We start from the raw sequence: 22,009 nt of genomic DNA on the forward strand, positions 1-22,009 counted from the left end.
ATTTACTAAATACTTGATAATGATAAAACTACGATCTGTTTCGCTGTTTGGCTCTAATTATTTTCACATCCACCTATTTGACCCGTGAAATTTGCACCAGCATCTACAGAGAAACCTTGGTTTAGTAGCATGTAGGATTTTGCATTGAAAAATACTTTGGATGGACTTACTATTTGACCTGTGGCCTGAAGATTATCGGAACTTTGATAAGTGCCTGAAGAAATAGGACTTTGACTTAGACTAATGTTTTCTTGACATGGTTTTATTCCCCAAGTTTCATTCCTTGCTATAATTAGACTGACATCTTTTTCAAACGTAATGTTAGAACTATTGACATCCTGCTGTGTACTTGAATTATTTGCACCAGAGGGATGCTGAATAGACATAAACATAAATTTATTGTCAGGAGAAAAAGTTAATCCTGTAGGCTCAGAACCTGCAGGAGTTCTCATGAAAATTTTTACCGAAGGGTTTAGCTGCGTATGCAATGTGTCTACAAGCCAAACGAAGTTTTTACTTCCATCTTGTAAGACCCAAAGGTTGCCTTCATTATCAAAAGCAAGGTTATCATTTCCTGTGCCCCATGGTTCGTTTATAATGCCAGATTGTGTATCTAAATTATAGGTTTGCCCTGAGCCGCCTACATATGTTTCAAAGTTGGTAACTGTTGTTCCACTTAAAGGATCTGAATCTTCAAAACGATAGACTGCACTTTCTCCCTTTACGGCTAAATATACTTTTCCGTCTTTAGGGCTTATCTCCACATCTTCTATTCCAGCAAAACTGGTAGCACCTAAATTAGCTGCTTGACTCATGGTGGTGTTTCTTTCTACTTTGGTGGTATTATTTAGTAAAATCCAGTTCCCAGAGCCACTTTTTGAACCAACATAAACATATAGTTTTCCAGAATGTAGGTTTTGAGCCATGTCTGCTACATATTTAAATAAATACCCTGGGTTACTGTCGGCACCTTGATAAACTGTTCTTTGGTTTGGATGAACTACTAGATTTTCATGAGCGAAATTTCCGAGAGCCCAAATTTTTTCATTATTGACAATAGTTCTGGTGGCTGGGTTAATTTCTATGGCCCAACCAGTGTCGTTGTAGTTGTCATTATTTGAGTCGATTGACGTGGCGTACTCCTCACAAGTTATAATAGTATTCCAAGGAGTAACTGAGCCAGAACAGTTAGCTATAGTACCTACAACAGGGGAGAAATCTATAGCAGAAGAATTTGATTTGGACCAGCGTAGGGTAGTGCTATCAAAGTTAATGTCCATAATAGAAACAGCTCCGGGAGCATACTCTGAGTTAATAGAAAGGTATCCGTTTGTACTACTTTGGTTTATCGGGACAAAGCCGGTAAAGTCAAATTTTGGAGGAAACGCATTCCCATCACTCATAAGGTCTCCTCTCTGAGCTATTACCTGAAAATTATAGCCGGATGGTATGAACAAGGAGTCATTTTGGTTCTCGGGTATTAATGAAGTAAAGTTTGATAAGGGCATGACAATGGTGTCTACCTCAATAAAGTTATTGACAATAGGGGTACCAAGACACATGAGGACGCTAGAAAAAACTAACGTGCAAATACATAGGAGCTTTCTCAAACTATAATATAGCCTGATTTTCTTGAAAAACATTTCATTGGATAATTTAACTCTATACCAAATGGTCAAAACTATATGAACAGTCCTTTCCTCTGTCTTAATAAAAATTAAGCGAGCTAAATCCTAGAAAATGAAAAACCAGCCAGTACTTAAAGTACAGGGCTGGTTTTTCTTGAATATGCCAATATTTTACTAACCGACTGTTCCGAAGGAATCATCTTTATATTTTCCATTTCTGCTTTTATGTTCAGACTATCTAAATAGAAGTCTAGCAGATTGACATCTCTAGCAAGAGACTCTTCAATTATGGCATTTTCTTTTTTAGATGTTTCGTTATAAACATAACGAACTACATCATTTAACTGTGTTGTAAAGGTTGGTATCATACGCGTATACTGATTTACTCATCATTTTTCTTAAATTGATAAGAGCATAACGCATACGACCTAAAGCAGTATTAATACTTACACCAGTAGCATCGGCAATTTCCTGAAAACTCATGTCTTCATAGTGTCTCATAATGAGCACTTCCCTTTGCTGGTCTGGTAGCTGTTTAATTAATCCTCTTAAGTGCTCGTGAGATTCCTTCTTGATTTGTTTAGTCTCAATAGAATTCTCTGAGAAATTAAGTGTATTAAAAACATTGCTTCCGTCTTCAAAAACTACTTTTGGGTAGCGTTTTGCTCTACGGAAATAGTCTATAGCGAGATTATGACCTATTCTCAGTATCCAAGGAAGAAATTTGCCTTCTTCATTATACTTACCATTACGCAGTGTTTTTATCGCTTTAATAAACGTGTCCTGCATGAGGTCTTCAGCCACATACTGGTCTTTCACTACGAGATAAATGGTGGTGTATATTTTATTTTTGTAACGCTCTACTAGCGTGTCAAAAGCTGCATCATCTCCTTTGATGTATGCTGATACAAGTTCACTCTCGTTAATTCGAACTTTTTCCATTCTTACATGTCGTTTAGTTAACGTAGAGGTTTGTATCTATATTGTTTTGCTTTTGGTTATTAATAATTAAGAGTCGAAAGATAAAGCATTGTTTTTGACAAAGTCAAGGAAATGATACCTAAAACTTAGTTAACGGTCAGTTAACGCTATCTTTTTGGCCTTTCATCTTTGTTACTTACGTACAAAAAATGTTCTTAGATGTCTTTCGTTAATAAATGTCGAATGTTTTAAAAAAGTAGTGGCTTAAATTAGCGGTATAGTTTTTGTAATCTCGATATGTATTATAACATAACGTGCATTTTTTAATCATGCTTACAAACAGTAATTTATTTATAACCAGTAAGATAATAAGGATGAGGGCTTTGTCTTTTTTCAAGGTACTAATTACTTTCTTCCTCCTAAATATTTCATTTTCTTTCGATGCATCAGCTCAGAGAGATGTAATTATTACGCAAGCTAATGAAGAAATTAGGTGTAGAATTTTAGATGAAACTCCTACTCGTTTTGTTTATGCCTATGTAGGCCCTAAGGGAGATATTCTTAGAAATGAGATTTTCAAAAACCTTGTGCGTGATTTTAAGTATAATAAATATGATAGTGATTTGCCTCTGGCAACTTCAAAAAAAGGGAAGTCTAAAAAGAGGAAAAAATCTCAGGATATAGCTTTAGCCACAAATGATGTAAATAGTAGTGATGTCCCCAAAGAAGAAAAAGTGAAAAAACAAAAACCTTCTGACGATAAGGTACCCAAGGAAGAGCCTCCTAAAAAGGAGCTTAAGAATGAATCAGTGGAGAAAGCGGCGACTATTGAAAAGGTGAGTAAGAAAGAAACTCAAGAAAAGCCTGAAAAGAAAAGTAAAAAAGAACGGAAAAAGAATAAAGAAGAAAAGTCTAAGACTAAAAAGAAGTCAACAGACATTAAAGAGGAATCAGAGGAAACTCAGGATGTTTTAGCAACAACAAAAGAACCTATAAATCAGGTAGAAATAGTTAAAAAGGAAGATGCTACGGAATTATTGGTTGAGGAGGAACCTGTGGTGAAAGAAGTAGAGGAGAAGCCAACTTTAAACCCTAAAAAAACGATTTTGGATGAAAAGCCCTTAGTAGAATCTTCTCAGAAAGCCGCTCCGATAGTAAAAGAAGCTTCTGTAGAAACTACTGGTGAATTTAAAAACTATTTAAAGTGGAGAGTGGGGGTAAAAGCTGGAATAGGAAATATTCTTGACAATAACTTTGAGGCCTCCAATGCTTATGGCTTATATCAAGAAAAACTCTTGAAAGGCTGGACTTTTGGTGCTGATATAGCATTTTTCCCTTTAGAAGGTTTTGGACTTGGGCTAGTATATACAGACTTTAAATCTTCTAATTCTAATGAAAGCTTGACCTACATAAATCAGGTTTCTGGTGAAGAGGTTACGGGAAGTATTTCTAATAAAATATCTAGAAAGTTTTTTGGTCCGTCTCTTTTTCTAAGAAAAGGCATTGATTTTAAAACCTTTGTGGTTTTAGGCTTAAGTCCTGGGATGTACTTCTACAGTGACAAAGGAGACTATAATCAAGGAAATTTTGAATACACTGGGAATGAGTTTGGCGGAGCTGCTACTTTAGGCTTAGATTTTTTGTTAGGAAATGACATTATAGGCAGGGATATTATATTAAGTCTTGAGGCTGGCTATAATATGGGTAAGATAAATGACCTTGATTATGGGGATGGTAACGGTCCGAGAAGTTTAGACAGCCCAATAATTATGGACCGCCTAGATTTCTCTATTGGATTAAGATTTATGCGATTCCCCAAATACTTAAAGAAGTAAAGTGCTAAGGAATTACCTCGCCATAGAGGTCAAACTCTTCTGCAGAATTGATTTTAACATTGGCGAAATCTCCAAGTCTAACGTATTGATTTGCACTAACTAAAACTTCGTTATCCACCTCTGGGGAGTCAAACTCAGTTCTCCCTATAAAATAATCGCCTTCCTTACGGTCAAAAAGTACTTTATATGTATTACCAACCTTCTTAGCATTTAGTTCTTGTGAAATTCCTTGCTGAAGTTCCATTATGAGGTCAGTTCTTTCTTGCTTTATTTCGGCAGGAATATCATCAGGCATTGAGTAAGAATGAGTGTCTATTTCATGAGAATATTGGAATACACCAAGTCTGTCAAATCTCATTTTTTCTACAAAACGATACATCTCTTCAAAGTGATCTTCTGTTTCACCTGGGTGACCAGCAATAAGTGTAGTTCTTAAAGCAAGTTCTGGCAATTTTTGACGGATAGCATCTACAAGGCTCTCTGTTTTTTCACGAGTAATACCTCTTCTCATGAGTTTTAAAATCTCAGAAGAACCATGCTGAAGTGGCATGTCAAGGTAATTACAAACATTTGGTCTGTTTTTAATTACATCTAAAACATCCATAGGGAAGCCAGCAGGGTAGGCGTATTGTAGTCTTATCCAGTCTATGCCTTCCACATCTGCTAATCTATCTAAAAGCTCGGCTAGGTTTCTTTTTTTGTAAATATCAAGACCGTAGTAAGTGAGGTCTTGAGCGATTAGAATTAATTCCTTGGTGCCTTTGGCCGCTAAGTTATTTGCCTGCGTAATCAAATCTTCCATTGGTGTAGAGATATGACCACCACGCATTAATGGAATAGCACAGAAAGAACATGGCCTGTCACAGCCTTCGGCTATTTTCAAATAAGCATAATGAGCAGGAGTGGTCAATAAACGCTCACCTACTAGTTCTTTCTTGTAATCGGCCTTTAATGTTTTTAGAAGACGTGGGAGTTCGTTAGTTCCAAACCAAGCGTCTACTTGAGGGACTTCAGGAGCTAGTTCGTCTTTGAAACGATGTGATAAACAGCCCGAAACATATACTTTTTCTACAATACCCGCTTCTTTGGCATCTACATATCTTAATATAGTGTCAATAGACTCTTGTTTGGCATTGTCAATAAAGCCACAAGTGTTTATAACAACAACGTTTGATTTGTCGTCTTTGGCTTCGTGCTCTACAGAAACTCCATTCCCTTTTAATTGGGTGAATAAAATTTCTGAATCTACCACGTTTTTAGAACAACCTAACGTGACAATATTAACCTGCGTTTTTCTGTTTCCCTTTGTCTTCATAATCAGCCGCAAAGGTCGTTCTTTTTTCTGAACTTATTCTAATTAAGACACGGACTATCAAAATAGTAGTTCTTAAAATCCGTCAGACTGCTCTTCTACAGGTTTTGATGGTGTTTCTGAAGTGTTGCCAGTTCCTGAGGTGCTTGGCGTTGGAATAGGTGCAATAGTGCCAGGAACGGAAGGGACAGCTCGTTTTGGCTGGGCAAAAGCTTCCTCAGAAACACCCATATAGGTCATAAGGTACCTTTTTCTAAAAGCCATAGCTTCTGCCATGTCAATGTTTATAAGCTCAATACCTTTTGTTGTTTTATCTTTCTCCGCCATCATTTTATTAAATTCAAAGTCTGAAGAAAGAATTCCCAATTGACCTGCTTTATAACCAAGGTAGTACCATGTATCTGGAGATACTTCTAGGAAAATGTAGAGCTCATCACCGGTTCGTGGGTTTTTGATGATTTCAAAATAGCCGGGTATTTTACTGTTAATGTCTGTTTCTCCAATGTTTGACACTCCTAAAGGTTCGGTACTATAAAAGGAATTGAAAACGGGATTCCATTTAAGTTTCAAATCACTAAATAAGATACTAGCAAAAAACTTTGGAGAAGCCTGGAATAAAGGAATATGTCCTTTATAGTATTTAGTTTTATAATCTTCGGTGGCTTTAGCACCTACAAACTGAGTCATTTTAGAAAGAAACTCTGGACTTTCGAATGCAATGGCTCCTTCTGAATTACCAATGTCGAGGTTAGTTTTGACAATGTTGTCTCCCATTTTTAGAAGCATCGGCATAGGAATTGGCATGTTAAACTTCATCATGGTGTTAAAGGTGTACTCCATGGAGTCTAGGTCTACTTCACCAAGGCCAACAGTTTCTACATAAGAGGCTAGGTCTGGGCTTAAGAAGTTAAATTTACCATCCAGTTTTATAAGCCCTTCATCATCGTAAAGTTCATATTTGTTGCCAGTGTTGTCTTTGGTGTTTGGATAAATGGTAAATCGCTTATTAGGTTCATCTCTTTTGAAAATACCCCTAGCTAAGAAAATATTGTAATCATCTTCATAGCCTTTTGCTGATAAGAAAGTAGGGTATAGTCCTTCTGAAGATGCGGATGGTTTTAAATGAAGACCAGCAAAAAGTGGTTTTCCTCCATCTTTCAAGGTTTCATCTACATTGATAATTATTTCTTCAGATTTACTTCCAGAATAGTTTATCCAGTTGCTACCTAAAACTGGGTAATTGTCTAATACTGGAGTTACCTGACCTCTCAGAATCAGGTTTTTAAAAGGAGCCTGCATAGTTATATCTCCTATGTAAAGCATCTTAGGCGATAAGTAAACACTATCAGCTTCAGTAAGAGATGCTTTGGCAATAGTAGAAAGTTTTTGCGATTTTTTAGAACGAAGCACGTCGCCTTCAGGTGTGATTTCAGCAAACTCAAAACTTTCCATTTTAATGTTGAAAGTATCCGAACTCACATTGACAAATTGGTAAGAGGCATTACCTGCGTAACTCAGTTTAGAATTGATGGTTATATTGGCGTTAGCCAAAGTATGATATTTATTGACCGTATCAGCTATTACGGTGGCGTTGGTAAACGGGTCTAGTGTTCCTTCTCCTCTAATAGCTACTTTTCCATTATTTGGAATAATAATGGCGTCTACAGAGTTAATGCCTGGTACACCATCAATGTTTAGGATGTTTTGAGGAATATCATACAAAGCAGAAGCTCCGTTAAAGGCAAGCCCATATTGATTTGCTGCTGTGGAGGTAAATTTAGAACTCTCCACGTTCCCTTTCATGCTAATACTTTTTTTCTGAATATTCCACTCGGCTTTGTCAATAGTAGTTTTGTAAGCGGCATTCGGGAAAGAGATAGAGGAGGCGGTAGTGTCATTGAAGTCGCCATTTCGTGGAGATATACTCACCAGTTTATCAGCAATATTAAAGTCAATTTCTACGTCTCTTCCATCAAGAACAGCCTTCGAACCTTCTGTTTCAGACTTTATTAAGAAACTAGATTCTGATGCTAAGAAACCAGTTTTGTTAAATTTGATGGCATCAGATTTAGCCTGAGAATCATCACGCTCCAAAACACCTTGGCCGTAAAGTCCACTTTTTCTAACTACTAAACCACCACTAAGCATCGTGCTTTTTAGGTAGAAACTATAGGCCTCGGTTGACTTTATATTTAAGCTGTCAGCCTCTGGTTTCCATGCCGCCTTAAAGTCTGCAATGGTTACATCAGGGAAATAAGTATTATTACCGGTAAAAGTTTCTTTGATATTGGCTCTGTCACCTTCCATCTTTAGTTCATCAAAGCCAAACCGAGCTTTGCTAACTTCAAGCGTAGAGGCTAAATGTGTTAATGTACCTGTAGATTTTAGCCCCTTTTTAGTCATTTCTAGTGGGCTATCAAATTTGAAAACGGATTGTGAACCATAGAGTTCATATGCTACTTTTGGTTTGTGTACAAACCCAATGGAAGTATCGGGCATTGCAATTAGTGTTTCTCTAATTGGTTTAATTATACCACCAGCATTAAATACTCCGCCATAAGCTAAATTTACACTGTTTAGGCTATCGTGGTCAATGGCATCTACTTTAAAATAGACCTCTTCTGGATAAGCATCTATGCCTCTTTCAGGATTATTAAATTTGACCAAAGCACCGTCTGGAATAACCAGTCTAGGGTATTGTGGTAGTTTTTTTCTTCCAGACTTATTATCCGGAGCATTTAAGTATAAGGTGCCTGTTTTACCATAAACTACGTGAGCTCCTATTTCTTCTTTACCTCCAGCATTATAAATGTCGATAGGTGTAAAAGTAATAGTATCAATTCTGTTTAGGTTCACCAAGAAACGTTCATAGTCAACTTCAAAGTCACCTATTATTTTATAGTTCTTTACTACTATTTCTCCATGGAATTTAAAGGATTTGCTACCTTCCATCTTAAGCGACTGGTCTCTGGGTAGAAACCTAATTCCTAGTGAATCGGAAAGTTTAAATTCTTGAGTACCGGCTATGTCAAGTGAGTTAGAATCTCTGTCTATAGAGGCATTTCCGTTTCCCGTGGGAGAAACTGAAGCAAAAACCAAATCGTCATAATCACCTCTTCCTGTAGCTGATTTAAAGTAATGAAGACCTTTTCGACTAATACTGTATGTGTTAGTATGAGGGTTGTAATCCATAAAACCCATTTGACGAGCCACATTGACAGCGTTTCTTATTTGGAGCGGAGTTTTCCCTGGTATTTTGTTTTGAACCTCAAATATGCTGAACTCGTTCTTTCGTTTTTTGTAGACATAGGTGCTCAGGAAAATTAAAGGATTAAAGCCAGCCAAGTTACTGAGTGCCCGCATTCGAGCAGGGTTGTAATAATTGAAAGATTCAAAAATGGCTGGTATTTCAGATTTCCCTGCGATAATGTAGAAGTCCATTTTTCCATTATTTAGGTTCCATTGCATGGCATCACAGCGTATGTCCATTTCGTGGAAAGTGTCGGAATACATAGAATTTCTAAAACCACCGTTTAGCTGCTTATATAGGTTTAATTGCTTGCTTTGTGTGTTATATTTTAGTCTAACTGCTGGATGATATATGGAGTCTTCTTTAATATGGGTAGTAAAACTTACAAAGTCGGAGGTAATTAGAGAATCAGTAAATTCGATTTTCTTTCCTTCTATTTTAAAAGAATTTTTAGAGCCTTTATTGACGTATAGCGTGGAAATATTATGATTAAGTGAAGAAGAGAAAATCCTATTTCCAATTAATGAAAAGCCTCCTTTGTATTCTAAACTAGCTTCTAGTTTTTTGAAACGTGCATTGTTTTCATAAGACTTAAATCTAGGAAATTGGCTAGCTGCGTTTACGGCTCTTTTTACTCCTTTAAATTCTAGAACACCTTCTACAGGTTTTGAAAGATAATCTTCATAGGTGAAGGTGACCTTCTCTGCGTTTAGGTGTGGACTGGAAAGTTTAAAACTGTATTCGGTCAAATCGGCCTTTACTTCTGGCAATGCTACATTTTCCCAGTTCATCTCCCCTTTGTTACCTACCCAAACATTTTGGAGCAAATCTGCAGCACCTGAAGTTTTGTATAGGGTTACAGAGTCAGACGGACTGACGAAAACTAAATCGACTTCATTAAATTTAATTACTAAGTCGCTAATAAGTGGGAGAGGCAGGAGCCTATAAAACTCATCAGGGTCAATAGTTAAGCTTGGGTCGTCCCATGGGTCAATTTCCTCTTCTTCATTATCCCAGTCGTCAAATAGTCCGAAATCTTCTTCCTTTTCCGCCTTTGTGGTTTGGATTTGCTTTTTTTCGGGCTCAAAGTAGTCTTGCTTTTGCTCTAAATATTGAAATTCATAGCTACCATTTAGAACATAAAGCTTATTAAAGTTGGAGGTATAAATTAATCGCTCCTGAATAAGGGATTTGATTTGGGCAAAAGTCTCTATGGTCTTCTTCAAGGGTTGTTTTTGTGCCAAAATGGCCAAAGATGCTACTAAGGGTTCCAGATTCTTACTATCAAAAACAGTAGGGTCAAAAGTGGCGTTTATGAGTGTTAGCAGTCGATAGTACTCTGGCATCTTATGGTTTCTTGCTGCCATTTTTTGACAGAGAACCATAAAGTCACTTTTAGTCTTTGCTGAAAAATCGTTTTGGAAATGAGGTTTGAACGTTTCAAATTCTGCTATAGAAACAGCATTCTTACCATCTTTAAATACTTCATCAAATTCCTCTAAAAACTTTTCTGGTTCAGCAGAAAGCCGGATGACTTGAGCTCTTAATGAAATAGAGGATACTAAAAGAATGATGAATACTGTAAAACTTTTTATAGTCACGTTCATTGTTAATAATTAGGCCATTGGCTTATTAAAAACGACCGCCGCCCATTCCTTCTTACTTATTTGCTTTATTTTTTTTAATCCATTTGCTTCGCAGCAGGTTTCAATTTCTGCAATGTCTTTCTCATAAAAGCCACTAAGCATCAAAACTCCTTCTGATTTCATGAAAGTGGTATAGACAGCAATTTCATCAAGAAGGATGTTTCTATTAATGTTGGCAATTACGATATCATAAGTTTTTGGAGATTCATCAGCAATGGTTCCAAGCGATACTTTTATGTTTTGACAGGAATTTAGTCCAATGTTTTCTGTTGTATTTTCTACCGACCATTCGTCAATATCAAAAGCTTTGATATCATTAGCACCCAGTTTTTCTGCTAGAATGGCTAAAATCCCAGTTCCGGTTCCAACATCTAAAAGAGATTTGTCTTTATGGTCTACCCCAAGCTGGAGCTCCATAATTTGAGAAGTGGTTTCGTGGTGACCAGTCCCAAAAGACATTTTAGGGGTAATAATTATCTCATGCTCAAAACCAGGTTGGCTTTCATGAAAAGAAGCTCTAACCAGTATTTTATCTAAAACCTTAATAGGGTCAAAACTTTTTTCCCACTCTTCGTTCCAGTTTTGTTTCTCTATTTTCTTTAGGCTATAAAATAAATTAGTTTTAGGAGCATACGTTTCCATGATTTGTTTAAAGGCAATGTCGTCAAACTGCTCTTCTATGATGTAGGCTAACAGACCGTTTTCGTTTTCAAGGAAGGTGTCAAAGCCTATTTCTGCTAGTTCGGCTACGAGAATTTCACTGAACTCTGCATTGACCTCAATATTGGCTTCTAAGTATAACATATCGTTTTTTGAGTTTAAAGATGGTCAAGTAACTGAGCTAGCTTAGTAATTTTTAGCGTACTTTGGTTTTCTACATTTATGTCATTTGGCTGAAAATGAATAGTATCCCAGCCAGCATTCTTTGCTCCCAAAACATCTGCTAAATAACTGTCACCTATCATGAGTGATTCGTTAGGCTGAGAGTTTGCTTGTTTTAAAGCGTAATTAAAAATACCAATGTTGGGTTTTCTTGATTCTGCTATATCATTTGTAATAATATGTTGAAAATAGCCTTTTATTCCACTATTCTCTAACTTCCTAGCTTGAACTTCAGCATAGCCATTACTTAAAATATGTAACTGGTATTTAGATTGAAGGCTCTCTAATGTCTCTTCGCAGCCTTCTATGAGTTTGGTTTTATATGGCAGTAAGTCCAAAAACTTTAGGTTCATACCAATTGACAACTCCTCTTCAATCTCAACATTTAAAGAACTTAGAGCTTTTTGAAAACGAAACTTTCTAATAGTTTCATGCGTAATAAGATCTTGCTCTAGTTGTGTCCAGAGTGTTCTATTAAGAATGCTGAAGTTTTGATAAAAGCTTTCAAAAGAAGGCCCAAGTTTATTTATGCCAAAGTGATCATAAATCTCATTTAGGCTTTCTTCTGCATTGGCTTCAAAATCCCATAGGGTATGATCTAGGTCAAAGAAGATATGCTTTTTGTGTTTGAACAAATTACAAGTCTAATTTAAGTCTTTCAACAGGTCTGCCACCTATAATATGCTCAGTAACTATCTCTTCTACATCAGCAGGAGTCACATGACCGTAGTGTATGCCTTCTGGGTAAACTACTAGAGATGGTCCGAATGCACAGGTATCTAAACAGCCAGCTTTTTGAGCTCTAATTTGTTTTTGCAGTCCTTTTTCTGTCAAACTTTCTTTAAAAGCATTGACCAATTCCATTCCTTTTTCGCTACCGCAGCATTTTTTTGGAGCTGGTTTATCATTGGTACAGATGAAGATATGTTTTTCAAATTTCATAATATTGTTTTAGTAAATAGTAAAGCTAAATGATGTTCTTATTTCTGCCAAATTTCCCAAGACTTCTCAGCTTGGTAAACTAGCATGTCATAACCATTTTTTATCTGAGCTCCATTGTCTTTTCCTTTTTTTAGGAAAAGTGTTTCAGCAGGATTATATACAAGGTCAAAAAGGAAATGAGAAGAGTTTAATTGATTATAATCGATGTCTGGGCACTGGTCGGTTTTTGGGTATGTGCCCAAAGGAGAGCAATTGACTATTAATTTATGACTTTCTAGATAGTTTTTACTTTCTGCATAGTCAATGGCCTTATCTGAAGATTTTCTGCTTACCAGCTGTACAGCTACTCCCAAGTCTTCAAGAGCGGCTACCACAGCCCTTGCTGCACCCCCATATCCCAGAATTAATGCTTTGAGATTTTCAACTTGATATCCTGTTCCCAAAAATTCAAGCAGAGAACGCTGAAAGCCATAATAGTCTGAGTTATAACCTATGAATTTACCATCATCGGTTTTCTTTACCACGTTTACCGCACCTACCTTCTCAGCTGACTTGTCTAAAGCATCTAAATATTGAAATACACTTTGTTTATGTGGAATGGTTATGTTTATCCCTTTAAGGTTTGGATTAGCCTCAAATAAAGATGGAAATTCGGTCGCTTTTTCTATTTCGAAAAGGTCGTATTCAAACTTATCAGAAATACCCAGTTCTTTGAACTTATCTGTAAAGTATTTCTTTGAGAAAGAATGTGTTAAGGGAAAACCTATTAGGCCGAATAATTGCATAATTATAAGATTATTGACCTAGAATGGGTCATTTACTTTTTCAGAAGTTTCACTTTAATAAGCCCCCAAAGCATTGGTGCTACAGAAATGAAAACTATAGTTAGAACTACCTTTTCAAAATTGTCTTTAACAAAAGCATTATTCCCTAAGAAATAGCCTAAAGAAGTAATAGAGGTTACCCATAAAACAGCTCCAAGGAAGCAGTTAAGGATGTACTTTCCGTAGTTCATACTCCCAGCACCTGCCACAAAAGGGGCAATAGTTCTGACGATAGGCATAAAGCGAGCTAAAATAATAGCTTTTGCTCCATGCTTTTCATAGAACTCTTCTGTTTGCTCTATATACTCACGCTTTAAAAAGAGTATTTTTTCCTTTGATTTAATGAATGCACTGAATTTTCTACCTACAAAATAGTTTAGGTTATCACCTAAAAGAGCAGCTAAAATCAATAGAGGTATGATGATACTTAAGGCCAGTTTTCCTGTGGTAGCTGCTAAAAGCCCTACCGCAAAAAGAAGGGAATCTCCTGGTAAAAGAGGCATAACTATAAAGCCTGTCTCTACAAAAATAACTAAGAATAAGATACCATAAGTTAGGGTATCATAGGTATCTAGGAAACCCTCAAGTGTGGTTAAAGGGTCTTTCAAAAACTCAAGCAAAAAATGTATTATTTCCATGTGTTGATGAGCTCAATCTCTATTTAGCGTGTGGTAATTAGTCGTTTTGTTGTATTCTGTCGTCTTGGTAGTATTTACCTAGCTTATATTTTTGCTTCATATCATTAGGTAAGAAAGTGGCGAAAGTGTCACCTCTTAATCCTAATCTTATAGTTTCAAGTGGTATAAGTTCGTTAGGTGCTATATTCCCAAGATTAACGTTAGAGCCTACTAGTTTTACAAAATATACTTGTTGGCCTTTTTGAGGAGCTTCCCAAATAATATTTTCCGGCGGAATGGCATGAATTATTTCATCTACCAAGCCTTGGCGAACTTCCCCACTGCTTCTGTAAAGACCAATGTTTCCACCCTCTCTTGCTTCACCAATAACCTTCCATGCACCTGCATCTAATTCTGCACGCATCATTTCAATCCATTTATAAGGAGCAAAAATCTTTTCAGCATCTTTAGAACCAACTTCCGAAAGCACTTTTACGTGCTTAGCCATTGTCTCTATATATTTGCATTTTTCGTCATGAGGAAGGGTGATAGAGCCATCAGAAACCTCCGCATAGCCTAAGTTATATTTTTCTAATACTCTTAAGTAGTCTTCAAACTGACCTCTAACTGTAAAGGCTTCAAATAATGTACCTCCAAAGTATACAGGAATTCCTGCATCTTGATAGACTTTTATCTTGTCTTCAATGTTTGGTGTTACAAATGATGTAGCCCACCCGAACTTTACAATGTCTATATACTCCGCCGAAGTAGTTAAGACATCTTCAATTTCTCTAATGCTTAAGCCTTTGTCCATGACCATTGTAAGGCCTGATTCTCTAGGTTTTAGCGTACGTTCTGGTACTAAATCAAGATGATAATTCATGCAGTAATTACGATTTCTTTATTCACTAATCTGGCGGCAAAAATAGGAATTTTTTAAGATTTTGGCAATTTAAGAGACCTTAAGATTCCTTTAAAGATCTAGAAGTTTTTTTAGAGCGTACTTTATTCGGGAAATTGTGTTCAATAAACTGGAAATATTTGACTAAAACCGACTAAGATTTCTGTAGCTGCGTTTGTTTCTAGGTATAGAACTTGAAATAAGCCTTAATTTGCAGGCTTGAAAAAAGACTAAATGAATTTATTCGGCATTTTGCTGTGCTTTCTTAACCTATCATTACCTACTGACTCTTTGGAGAGTTTGGTGGTTAAACGCATAGATATTTTAGGTAACAAGAAGACTAAAGAGAGTATTATTTTAAGAGAAATGACTTTTGAGGTAGGGGATACTTTAAATGCCGATGTTCTTTCAGAAAAATTAGAGCGTTCAAGAAAGAACATATTCAATACCAATCTCTTTTTATGGTGTAAAGCAGACTTTGATCAAGAAAATGGTGGTGCAAACATTGTTATTGAGGTAAGAGAGCGACTTTACCTTTTACCGTTACCTATGTTTTTTTTGGCAGATAGGAGTTTTAATGAGTGGTGGTATAACAGAAATCATGACTTGAAAAGAGTTACATACGGTGTACTCTTAAATCACTCTAATCTCACAGGTAATGCAGATGTATTAAAAGTGAAGGCTTACGGTGGGTTTGTGCCTTATTTTGAGCTTTCATACAATAGACCGTACATAGACAAACGCCAAAGAATGGGTCTCAGGGCGGGTGTTTTTTATTCCACTCAGAAAAGCTTTGCCTACAGAACTTGGGAAGATAAGCTTGATTTTGTAGAAACCGACCTTAGAACTCAAGAGAAGAAAGGTGCTTTTGTGGAATATAATTTGAGGAATGCCCTATACCACAATCATAAGGTATATTTGGGTTACACTGAAAGTAAATTACTCGGAGATGCTGTGGATTTAAACCCTAACTATTTTGGGACTGCGGTTAACTTTCTTCCATATTTCACTCTGAGATATAATTATCGGTTTGAACGAGTTAATAATGTTCAATATCCATTAGACGGACAAGTTTTGGCAGCAAGTGCGGTACATTACGGTTTAGGACTCTCGGACCATTTGCATCAAATAAGTTTTGGGTTTGATTATCAAGTTTACAAGGGTTTGGGGGGGGACTTCTATGGAAATATGAATTTGAAAGGGCAGCTCTCTTATCCGAAAAAGCAATTGTATCCGTTTGTGTCGGCATTAGGCACAAAAAAGAGTTTGGTTCGAGGTTATGAGCTAAATGTTATAGATGGTCAGCATTATGGTCTTGTTCAGACTAATCTTAAATATGAAATTTTTAATACATCACTTGATATTAGTAAAGTTTTGCCCATTAAACAATTGAACAATGTGCCCTTAGCACTGTACTCCATTGTTTATGCAGACATGGGTTACGTGAAAAACTTTTTTCCAGAGTTTAGTAATAGTTCGCTATCTAATAAGCTGATTTACGGCGGTGGTGTTGGTTTTGATTTAGTGACTTTTTATAGTACTGCTGCAAAAATTAATCTTTCCGTGAATCAATTTGGATTTAGTAAAGTATATTTCGGTGTTTATAGAGGTATATAAGTGTATGTGCCTTGTATATAGTAATTTATATTGCAAATGATTAGAAAACTACTAGGGTGTTTTGTGCTTTTGTTCGGCATTGCTTGTTCTACTAATTCTTCAAGCGAAACTAATGAAGTCTTAAATTCTGAGGGTAATGCTTATATACCCTCAACTATAGAAGAACTTATAAATGATATTTTAGGAAGCGGAGATAAGACAATTAGAGGTTTTGATTTAGGTGATTCGATTTCTTTAGTTAAAACCTATGAAAACCTAGAGCAATTTGAAGAGACGGATGAACTCTTGGGTTATACTTTTGAAATTTCTGAATTAGAAATTGTTGATGTTCTTTACTTACACGACTCTACCAATATTGTTAAGGAAGTACAGCTAGATATATATCTAAATTCCGATTCAACTTCTAATAAGATGATCGAGGCATTTAGTATGCACTTTACCCAGAAGTATGGTAAACCAGTTGCTGAAAAAGAAGCCCAAAGTACCTGGGATATTAACTCCACGGATAAAGTGACAATAGAAGATATAACTTCAAAACTAGATAGAGGTTTACAAGTACGTTTTAAACGTACTTTTTAAGACTCTTCTAAAACAAGCTCTTTTAGTAATTCTACCCAGCTTTCTTTATCATTTAAGCTAGGTACTAACTGTAAATGTTCTCCGCCATTTTCAATAAATAGCTCATTGAATTCATCAGCTACTTCAATGGTGGTTTCAAGGCAGTCGGCCACAAAAGCTGGAGAGAAAGCTAGTATATTTTTAACTCCTTTTTCTGCCAATTCCTTTACTACATGGTCTGTATAGGGTTTTACCCATTCGCTTCTACCAAGTCTTGACTGGAATGATAAAGTGTATTCACCTTCTTTGAGGCCCATGGCATCTGCCATTAGTCTAGTAGTTTCAAAACATTGAGCTCTATAGCAAAGCTGATTTTTGGGTGTGATTTTATTGCAGCAAGCTCCTAACTGGCAGCAGTCGCCATCATCATCACCCTTTAAAACTTGCCTTTCCGGAACACCATGATAGCTGAAAAGTACATGGTCGTACTTTCTTTCTTTCTGAAGTACGGCAGCGTTTTCTACAAAACTCTTGATGAACTTTTCTTTGTGGTAAAAGTTGCTAACAATTTTTAGGTCAGGAATACTTTGCCAAGTGCTTAATACTCTTGAAACTTCCTCATATACAGAACCCGTGCTAGCCGATGCATACTGCGGAAACAATGGAATTACAATTATTTTTTTTACACCAGCCTTTCTTAGTTCAAGCAATCCTTTTTCGATAGAAGGATTTTGGTATCTCATTCCTAGCTTAACTATATATTTGCTCCCAAGTAGTTCTTGAAGTTGTTTCTCGTTGGCTTCGCCGTAAATTTTAAGTGGAGAGCCTTCTTCTGTCCAGAGCTCTTTATAAATTTTAGCTGATTTTGGCGAACGGAATGGTGCAATAATAAGATTGACAAGCATCCATCTTTGTAAGAAAGGAATGTCAATGACCCTTCCATCCATTAAAAACTCTCTAAGATATTTTCTTACGTCTGGTGTATTTGGGCTGTCTGGTGTGCCAAGGTTTACTATGAATACACCAGTTTTTGCGTTTTTGCTCATTTACTTTATAAAGCTAGGTCTTTTGAAATCTGAATATATAGATGGTTCTAAGTATTTAAATACGTGAATGTCGGTGATTTTTCTTTCGCCCCTATCGCCAGAAAGTTTCACATCACCATAAGTTTTATAGTTTAACCACGGCGTAGAAAAACGAGGCTCAGTATCCGAGGCATTTTTAAAGTAGTCCCATTGACAAACTAAACCCGTTTTCTCATCAATGTAAACGTGGTATTTATTTTGAGGCGTTACACCTACTTGACTAAACGTCATTTCTAATACATCACAATCTTCCGAGGCGTTTGACTTTTTTTTGCCCGCATATTTAAGCGTTACACCGGGGTCATCTAGTTTAAAGGGCATTGCAAGCCAGTAGGAGTCATTTACCCATTGCTCGTATGCTTGATTCAGATATTTGCTCAATGAGTCTTCTTGGGTGTATTCTACGCCATTTTTTAAAACGCGGCCAGCCTTGGTTTCTGTGTTATAAAGAAAAACCGTATTTTCTTTTCTATGGTCAATTCTTACATCACCAGTTTTCTTATTCCAGGTCAATGTTCTTGCATTGAAAAAATTCCAAGAAATATTATTTAGGTCGTCAAAGGCCTTTTGACCACCCATAGCATTTTCGGTTTTCTCCACTAAACCTTTAATTTTAGCTTCGTCAGATTGGGCATAAGCCATTAAACTAAATAAAAAAGTGGCCAGCAGGAGTATATTTTTCTTCATATTGATATTTGGGCTTACCGAATAATAAATTTTGTAAGAATATTTATTCGTTTTTGACATTCAAGATTACTTTTGGAATACAAAATACTACCTATAAATTTTTAAAACATGGAAGCTAAAAATAATCAGAAATCCAGAAACAATGTAACAGAGCCATTTTTAAATATTCATGATTGTTTAAAGCTCATAGGGATGAAAGAGGTAACTGCTAATATTTACACCCTTCCATCCCGTAAGAAGAAATCTTAATAGGCTCTTACTTCTTTGCCTTCCATAAAGTTGATATAGGCTTTATTTACAACCTTGTTTCCTCCTTTGGTAGGGTAGTTTCCTGTGAAATACCAATCGCCTAAGTTTTTAGGACATGCTATGTTTAGGTTTTCAACAGTTTGGTAAACAATAGCCAATTCCGCTTTAAGTCCTGCTGGTTTAAGAATTTCAGCAATTTTATCAGAAACTTCTGCATACTCGAACGTGTCAAATAATCTTTTGACAAAATTCTGCTTATGGCCTTTCTTGTTCATGAAGCTTCTTTGTGCTTCTTCTAAAACCTCTTCTTTCATATAGTCAAGGCCTTTTTCTTTGAGCAAGGCAAGCATAGCTCTAAAAGCCACAAACTCACGTACTTTACTCATGTCTATTCCATAGCAGTCAGGATACCTGATTTGCGGAGCGGAAGAAACTATAACTATTTTCTTCGGGCCTAGTTTATCTAAAAGCTTCAGAATAGATTTTTCAAGGGTAGTTCCTCTAACGATAGAGTCGTCAATCACTACAATGGTGTCAACGCTCCTCTTTACCACACCCTGAGTCATTTCATACACTTGAGATACCATGTCGCCACGGTCATTGTCATTGGTAATGAACGTTCTCAATTTTACATCTTTAGATACGAGTTTTTCAAAACGTGGTTTGAAATTCAGGATTTTGTCAAGCCTCTCTTCTGTAACGTCACCTTTCAGTAGCTGCTCTTTTCGCCAAGCTGTTAAATGATTATCCAAGCCTTCCATAAGTCCATAAAAAGAGGCTTCAGCAGAATTTGGGATGTAAGAGAAGACTGTGTTTTCTAAATCATGCTCAATTTCTTTTAGTACCTGAGGTACCAAAAGTTTCCCAAGCATCTTTCTTTCTTGGTATATCTCATCATCAGCTCCACGAGAGAAGTAAATTCTTTCGAAACTACATGCTTTTCTTTCTACCGCAGGTACAATATTATATTCGCCAAACTCTCCGTACTTGTCAATAATGACAGCATTTCCTGGTTGAATTTCCTTAATATCTTCAAATTTAGCTCCAAAGGCTGCTTTTAAAGGAGGCCTTTCTGAAGTTACTACCACCACTTCATCATCCGCCCAGTAATAGGCAGGTCTGATTCCAGCAGGGTCACGAACTACAAAAGAAGAACCGTAGCCTGTAACACCCGCGAGTGCATAACCACCATCAAAATCACGACAGGCTCTGTGAAGAACTCTTTGAAGATCCATATTGTCTTCAATGATGTCGGATAGGGCAGGATTATCATAAATTCCTTTGAAACGTTCAAAAACCCTTTGGTTTTCTTCGTCAAGAAAATGACCTATTTTTTCCATTACCGTTACGGTGTCACCCATATCTTTTGGATGTTGGCCTAGTTTTACCAGCTTTCTGAAAAGCTCTTCGGCATTGGTCATGTTAAAGTTACCAGCACAAACCAAGTTTCTGCTTCGCCAGTTGCTTTGTCTAAGCATCGGGTGGCAACTTTCAATTTCGTTTTTCCCGTGAGTACCGTATCTTAGGTGTCCAAGCCAAACTTCACCAGTAAAGGCGAGGTTTTCTTGAAGCCAGTCGGCGTTCTTAAATTTGTCGGGATTGTTTTTAAGTACATCTCTGTACTTAGCATTGATTTTGCCAAAAATGTCAACAATTGGCCTATTCATGACAGACCTATATCTTGAGATATAGCGGTGTCCTGCAGGTACGTTGACTTTGACATTGGCCACTCCAGCTCCATCTTGTCCTCTGTTGGATTGCTTCTCCATCAGGACATATAGTTTATTTATGGGGTAAAGTGGTGAGCCATACTTCTCGATGTAATAATCAAGTGGCTTGCGAAGGCGAATGAGGGCAATGCCGCATTCATGTTTTATAGCTTCACTCATACTAAAAAATCTGTGACGTTTTGTAAGAAATAACTATCTACGATTTATAAAATGCAAAGGTGGAGAATAATGCTACAGACTGCAAACCATTCTAAAATTAATAGGTGCTTTTAGCCAAATAGTACCAAAATTACAAGCTAGGGCTTTAATCGATAAATGACCCCAATTCTTTTAAACTAACCATTTAAGTTTTGACTTTGTTCCACTATATATCTGGGTCTTGCTTTTATTTCTTGGTAAACCTTACCTAAGTATTCGCCTATTAAGCCTAATGCTATCATATTGGAACCACTAAAATAGGCCATAGGAAGCAGGGTGGAGGTCCAGCCCTGTACGGTTATACCTACTAATTTGCTATAAAGTACATAGGCCGTAATGCCTAAAGCCAATAGGAAATTAAAAATGCCAAACCATAGAACTAAACGCATGGGCGTGGTAGAAAAAGATGTAATGCCATTCCAAGCAAAGGCTAACATTTTGGAAAGCGGATACTTGCTTTCGCCAGCTTCTCTTATTTTTCTCGCATAAAAAACCTTATCTGACTTAAAACCAATGGTAGGAATGATACCTCTAATAAAAAGATTGACCTCTTTATATGACGCTAATTCTCTAATAACTTCTTTTGACATGAGTCTGAAGTCGGCATGATTAAAAACTACGGGCACGCCCATTTTTTGCATGACCTTATAGAAAGACTCTGCTGTCATTCTTTTGAAAAAACTATCTGAAGAGCGGTCGTCTCTGACGCCATAAACCACATGAGAGCCGTCTAAGAAACTTTTGACCATTTTCTCAATGACATTAATGTCGTCTTGGAGGTCGGCGTCAATGGTGATAAAAGCATCAAAATCTTCTGTGTTTTCTAAAAGGCCTGCTAAACAAGCACTTTGATGCCCAAAGTTTTTTGACAATTTTATGCCGGCAGTAGATGGATTTTTTGAAGTTAAATCTGCTATGATTTCCCAGGTTTTGTCTTTGCTGCCATCATCCACTAAGCATAGCTTACTGCTTTCGGCCACCAAGCCTTTAGTTTTCAAGTTTTGAAGGTATACACTTAACTTTTCATGAGAGGCATGTAAAATTTCCTCTTCATTATAACAAGGGACTACTATCAGCAGAGATTTCTCCATTCACGGAACTATAATTATTGGGTAAACAAAAGTAAC

The 22,009-nt window shown here is 36.7% G+C and carries 18 protein-coding genes; 3 read left to right on the forward strand and 15 right to left on the reverse strand.

Annotated elements, in window-relative coordinates; translation table 11 throughout:
* Positions 1-53: 53 nt before the first annotated feature.
* The 3 genes from AADJ06_RS19915 to AADJ06_RS19925 all read right to left on the reverse strand — a co-directional run bounded on the left by AADJ06_RS19915 (position 54) and on the right by AADJ06_RS19925 (position 2,570).
* The gene (locus tag AADJ06_RS19915) at positions 54-1,562 is read right to left on the reverse strand and encodes an alkaline phosphatase PhoX (protein ID WP_341228253.1); all 1,509 of its coding nucleotides are present in this window, start codon (positions 1,560-1,562) and stop codon (positions 54-56) included.
* A gap of 197 nt (positions 1,563-1,759) precedes the next feature.
* Positions 1,760-1,996 carry a hypothetical protein gene (locus tag AADJ06_RS19920; RefSeq protein ID WP_341228254.1) on the reverse strand — a complete coding sequence of 79 codons (237 nt, stop codon included), beginning with the start codon at positions 1,994-1,996 and terminating at the stop codon, positions 1,760-1,762.
* Positions 1,965-2,570: an RNA polymerase sigma factor gene (locus AADJ06_RS19925; RefSeq protein ID WP_341228255.1), complete on the reverse strand. Its 606-nt coding sequence runs from the start codon at positions 2,568-2,570 to the stop codon at positions 1,965-1,967. The genes AADJ06_RS19920 and AADJ06_RS19925 overlap by 32 nt, the downstream gene beginning before the upstream one ends.
* A 353-nt stretch (positions 2,571-2,923) precedes the next feature.
* Between AADJ06_RS19925 and AADJ06_RS19930 the strand changes: the two genes are divergently transcribed.
* The gene (locus AADJ06_RS19930) at positions 2,924-4,384 is read left to right on the forward strand and encodes a hypothetical protein (protein ID WP_341228256.1); all 1,461 of its coding nucleotides are present in this window, start codon (positions 2,924-2,926) and stop codon (positions 4,382-4,384) included.
* A gap of 4 nt (positions 4,385-4,388) precedes the next feature.
* Here the strand turns inward: AADJ06_RS19930 and rimO are convergent, their stop codons facing one another.
* The 8 genes from rimO to AADJ06_RS19970 all read right to left on the reverse strand — a co-directional run bounded on the left by rimO (position 4,389) and on the right by AADJ06_RS19970 (position 14,740).
* Entirely contained in the window at positions 4,389-5,699 is a 1,311-nt protein-coding gene (rimO, locus tag AADJ06_RS19935; RefSeq protein WP_341228257.1) for a 30S ribosomal protein S12 methylthiotransferase RimO, read from the reverse strand.
* Between the two features lie 72 nt (positions 5,700-5,771).
* Positions 5,772-10,553 carry a hypothetical protein gene (locus AADJ06_RS19940; RefSeq protein ID WP_341228258.1) on the reverse strand — a complete coding sequence of 1,594 codons (4,782 nt, stop codon included), beginning with the start codon at positions 10,551-10,553 and terminating at the stop codon, positions 5,772-5,774.
* Positions 10,554-10,562: 9 nt separating this feature from the next.
* Positions 10,563-11,396 carry a 50S ribosomal protein L11 methyltransferase gene (gene prmA, locus AADJ06_RS19945; RefSeq protein ID WP_341228259.1) on the reverse strand — a complete coding sequence of 278 codons (834 nt, stop codon included), beginning with the start codon at positions 11,394-11,396 and terminating at the stop codon, positions 10,563-10,565.
* A 14-nt stretch (positions 11,397-11,410) separates the two neighbouring features.
* Positions 11,411-12,109 carry a YjjG family noncanonical pyrimidine nucleotidase gene (locus tag AADJ06_RS19950; protein ID WP_341228260.1) on the reverse strand — a complete coding sequence of 233 codons (699 nt, stop codon included), beginning with the start codon at positions 12,107-12,109 and terminating at the stop codon, positions 11,411-11,413.
* 1 nt (position 12,110) lies between these two features.
* Entirely contained in the window at positions 12,111-12,416 is a 306-nt protein-coding gene (locus AADJ06_RS19955; protein ID WP_341228261.1) for a (2Fe-2S) ferredoxin domain-containing protein, read from the reverse strand.
* A 38-nt stretch (positions 12,417-12,454) separates the two neighbouring features.
* Complete coding sequence (locus tag AADJ06_RS19960; RefSeq protein WP_341228262.1) at positions 12,455-13,201, reverse strand: shikimate dehydrogenase; 747 nt, start codon at positions 13,199-13,201, stop codon at positions 12,455-12,457.
* A 32-nt stretch (positions 13,202-13,233) separates the two neighbouring features.
* Positions 13,234-13,878 carry a VTT domain-containing protein gene (locus AADJ06_RS19965; protein WP_341228263.1) on the reverse strand — a complete coding sequence of 215 codons (645 nt, stop codon included), beginning with the start codon at positions 13,876-13,878 and terminating at the stop codon, positions 13,234-13,236.
* A 37-nt stretch (positions 13,879-13,915) separates the two neighbouring features.
* A complete protein-coding gene (locus tag AADJ06_RS19970; RefSeq protein ID WP_341228264.1) occupies positions 13,916-14,740 on the reverse strand; it encodes a phosphosulfolactate synthase in 825 nt (274 codons plus the stop codon).
* 252 nt (positions 14,741-14,992) lie between these two features.
* On the opposite strand from AADJ06_RS19970, the gene AADJ06_RS19975 reads away from it, so the two are divergent.
* Together AADJ06_RS19975 and AADJ06_RS19980 are read left to right on the forward strand one after the other, a co-directional pair.
* Positions 14,993-16,375 (forward strand): POTRA domain-containing protein, encoded by a 1,383-nt coding sequence (locus AADJ06_RS19975; RefSeq protein ID WP_341228265.1) that lies wholly within the window; start codon positions 14,993-14,995, stop codon positions 16,373-16,375.
* A gap of 36 nt (positions 16,376-16,411) precedes the next feature.
* Complete coding sequence (locus AADJ06_RS19980) at positions 16,412-16,954, forward strand: hypothetical protein (RefSeq protein ID WP_341228266.1); 543 nt, start codon at positions 16,412-16,414, stop codon at positions 16,952-16,954.
* On the opposite strand, the gene hemH is transcribed toward AADJ06_RS19980, so the two are convergent.
* From hemH to AADJ06_RS20000, 4 genes are all read right to left on the reverse strand, one after another.
* Positions 16,951-17,979 carry a ferrochelatase gene (hemH, locus tag AADJ06_RS19985; protein ID WP_341228267.1) on the reverse strand — a complete coding sequence of 343 codons (1,029 nt, stop codon included), beginning with the start codon at positions 17,977-17,979 and terminating at the stop codon, positions 16,951-16,953. The genes AADJ06_RS19980 and hemH overlap by 4 nt on opposite strands.
* Complete coding sequence (locus AADJ06_RS19990) at positions 17,980-18,705, reverse strand: DUF6503 family protein (RefSeq protein WP_341228268.1); 726 nt, start codon at positions 18,703-18,705, stop codon at positions 17,980-17,982.
* Positions 18,706-18,950: 245 nt separating this feature from the next.
* On the reverse strand, positions 18,951-20,843 hold the full coding sequence (locus AADJ06_RS19995) for an amidophosphoribosyltransferase (RefSeq protein ID WP_341228269.1): 1,893 nt from the start codon (positions 20,841-20,843) through the stop codon (positions 18,951-18,953).
* Positions 20,844-21,019: 176 nt separating this feature from the next.
* On the reverse strand, positions 21,020-21,973 hold the full coding sequence (locus AADJ06_RS20000; RefSeq protein ID WP_341228270.1) for a glycosyltransferase family 2 protein: 954 nt from the start codon (positions 21,971-21,973) through the stop codon (positions 21,020-21,022).
* Positions 21,974-22,009: the final 36 nt, after the last annotated feature.

Source organism: uncultured Arcticibacterium sp. (genome assembly GCF_964021845.1).
Lineage (GTDB): Bacteria > Bacteroidota > Bacteroidia > Cytophagales > Spirosomataceae > Arcticibacterium.

What these genes read in the sequence shown, in the direction of transcription:
- AADJ06_RS19925 (WP_341228255.1), bottom strand. Translation starts at nt 2,570, where the DNA reads ATGGAAAAAGTTCGAATTAACGAGAGTGAACTTGTATCAGCATACATC.
- AADJ06_RS19980 (WP_341228266.1), top strand. Translation starts at nt 16,412, where the DNA reads ATGATTAGAAAACTACTAGGGTGTTTTGTGCTTTTGTTCGGCATTGCT.
- AADJ06_RS19975 (WP_341228265.1), top strand. Translation starts at nt 14,993, where the DNA reads ATGAATTTATTCGGCATTTTGCTGTGCTTTCTTAACCTATCATTACCT.
- hemH (WP_341228267.1), bottom strand. Translation starts at nt 17,979, where the DNA reads ATGAGCAAAAACGCAAAAACTGGTGTATTCATAGTAAACCTTGGCACA.
- AADJ06_RS19995 (WP_341228269.1), bottom strand. Translation starts at nt 20,843, where the DNA reads ATGAGTGAAGCTATAAAACATGAATGCGGCATTGCCCTCATTCGCCTT.
- prmA (WP_341228259.1), bottom strand. Translation starts at nt 11,396, where the DNA reads ATGTTATACTTAGAAGCCAATATTGAGGTCAATGCAGAGTTCAGTGAA.
- AADJ06_RS19960 (WP_341228262.1), bottom strand. Translation starts at nt 13,201, where the DNA reads ATGCAATTATTCGGCCTAATAGGTTTTCCCTTAACACATTCTTTCTCA.
- AADJ06_RS19990 (WP_341228268.1), bottom strand. Translation starts at nt 18,705, where the DNA reads ATGAAGAAAAATATACTCCTGCTGGCCACTTTTTTATTTAGTTTAATG.
- AADJ06_RS19940 (WP_341228258.1), bottom strand. Translation starts at nt 10,553, where the DNA reads ATGAACGTGACTATAAAAAGTTTTACAGTATTCATCATTCTTTTAGTA.
- AADJ06_RS19920 (WP_341228254.1), bottom strand. Translation starts at nt 1,996, where the DNA reads ATGATACCAACCTTTACAACACAGTTAAATGATGTAGTTCGTTATGTT.
- AADJ06_RS19955 (WP_341228261.1), bottom strand. Translation starts at nt 12,416, where the DNA reads ATGAAATTTGAAAAACATATCTTCATCTGTACCAATGATAAACCAGCT.
- rimO (WP_341228257.1), bottom strand. Translation starts at nt 5,699, where the DNA reads ATGAAGACAAAGGGAAACAGAAAAACGCAGGTTAATATTGTCACGTTA.
- AADJ06_RS19965 (WP_341228263.1), bottom strand. Translation starts at nt 13,878, where the DNA reads ATGGAAATAATACATTTTTTGCTTGAGTTTTTGAAAGACCCTTTAACC.
- AADJ06_RS19915 (WP_341228253.1), bottom strand. Translation starts at nt 1,562, where the DNA reads ATGTGTCTTGGTACCCCTATTGTCAATAACTTTATTGAGGTAGACACC.
- AADJ06_RS19970 (WP_341228264.1), bottom strand. Translation starts at nt 14,740, where the DNA reads ATGAATTATCATCTTGATTTAGTACCAGAACGTACGCTAAAACCTAGA.
- AADJ06_RS20000 (WP_341228270.1), bottom strand. Translation starts at nt 21,973, where the DNA reads ATGGAGAAATCTCTGCTGATAGTAGTCCCTTGTTATAATGAAGAGGAA.
- AADJ06_RS19930 (WP_341228256.1), top strand. Translation starts at nt 2,924, where the DNA reads ATGAGGGCTTTGTCTTTTTTCAAGGTACTAATTACTTTCTTCCTCCTA.